1 protein-coding gene is annotated in these 1,167 nt (G+C 29.7%); it reads left to right on the top strand.

All coding sequences use genetic code 11. The annotated features are described in order from the left end of the window. The first annotated feature begins 373 nt into the window (after positions 1–373). Complete coding sequence (locus tag L21TH_RS12500; protein WP_006317084.1) at positions 374–625, top strand: hypothetical protein; 252 nt, start codon at positions 374–376, stop codon at positions 623–625. Positions 626–1,167: the final 542 nt, after the last annotated feature.

Raw genomic sequence — 1,167 nt, forward strand, 5'->3', positions numbered from 1 at the left:
GGTGGTACAGTAATAGCAGCAGGTACTTGGTTATATAACAAAGTTGTTGATTGGTTTGAAACTAGAGCGAAAGCAGAAAAATATGAAGAAGCTAAAGAAAAAGGAGAAAAAACAGATAATCATGAACAAGTAGAGGGATAGAGTAGTCTACCAACAAAAGGATTCCTATATTCTTCGAATGATTTATTAGATTCAGATGGTGAATTAAAACAAAGAAGATATTACGATAAAAATGGAGATGCTGATATGGATATCGACTATAAATACGGTGGAGTTGGACATGAATTTCCACATAGACATTATTGGAATAATGGCTCAAGAGGTAGTGCAGTACCGTTTTAATCCAATAAGTATGTATTAGGAGGAGGGAGTTATGTATAGTTTTAAAGACCTTAAAAAAGACTTACTAGTAGGTCGAGAAATTGAATTTAAATATAAAGGAGAATTATATTCAATATCTAATTCATCTAAAGGATGGGCTTTGTGTCATAATAATGAGATAATAGGTAATTACTTTGAAGATATAAATTATTTAATTAATTATATTGAACAAGTTAAAATATGTAACAAGTACTTTAGAGAAATATTTGAACAAAATGAATATGAAAGTTTATATATTTTATAGTCTTTAAAGGTACAAGAGCACAGTCTCTCTGTATCAAACTATCTAAAGGATAACTAAAGGAGAACAAATAAAGGTACTGTCACTCTGGTTATTTAGGAAAATTTATTTTATAAAAGCACAGAAGTATATGATTGTTTTATTAGAATGATAGAACTGATAGAGCTTGAGAATGAAAATAGAATAATTCCAATAAAATATATAAGATGTTTTTTGTTAGAGAAAAAGTCATAAGCATTCATTCTGAATTCATAGGGGGTAAAACTCTTTTTTTTTGCTAAATACTATCATTATTCTATCAAAACACATGTGGAGTCAGTAGTATTGATTAAAAGAAAACACAGCTAGTGAAATGTTTCCTCATAGCCCTTATCTTTTTCAAGGTGGGGGTTATTTGAGTTTTACGAGAAATTTGACATGGATTTATTCTTTAGTATTGCCCAAAAGATGACGATGTTTGAGGGGGATAAGATAATAGTAAGTTTGCTTGATGGAACAGAGGTTGAAGTTGTAATTGAATAAAGGATTTAAGAGGAGTCAGTTAG

It is taken from the genome of Caldisalinibacter kiritimatiensis (genome assembly GCF_000387765.1).
Lineage (GTDB): Bacteria > Bacillota > Clostridia > Tissierellales > Caldisalinibacteraceae > Caldisalinibacter > Caldisalinibacter kiritimatiensis.

Excerpts from the sequence above, each read along its gene's own strand:
- L21TH_RS12500 (WP_006317084.1), top strand. The coding sequence starts at position 374 with ATGTATAGTTTTAAAGACCTTAAAAAAGACTTACTAGTAGGTCGAGAA.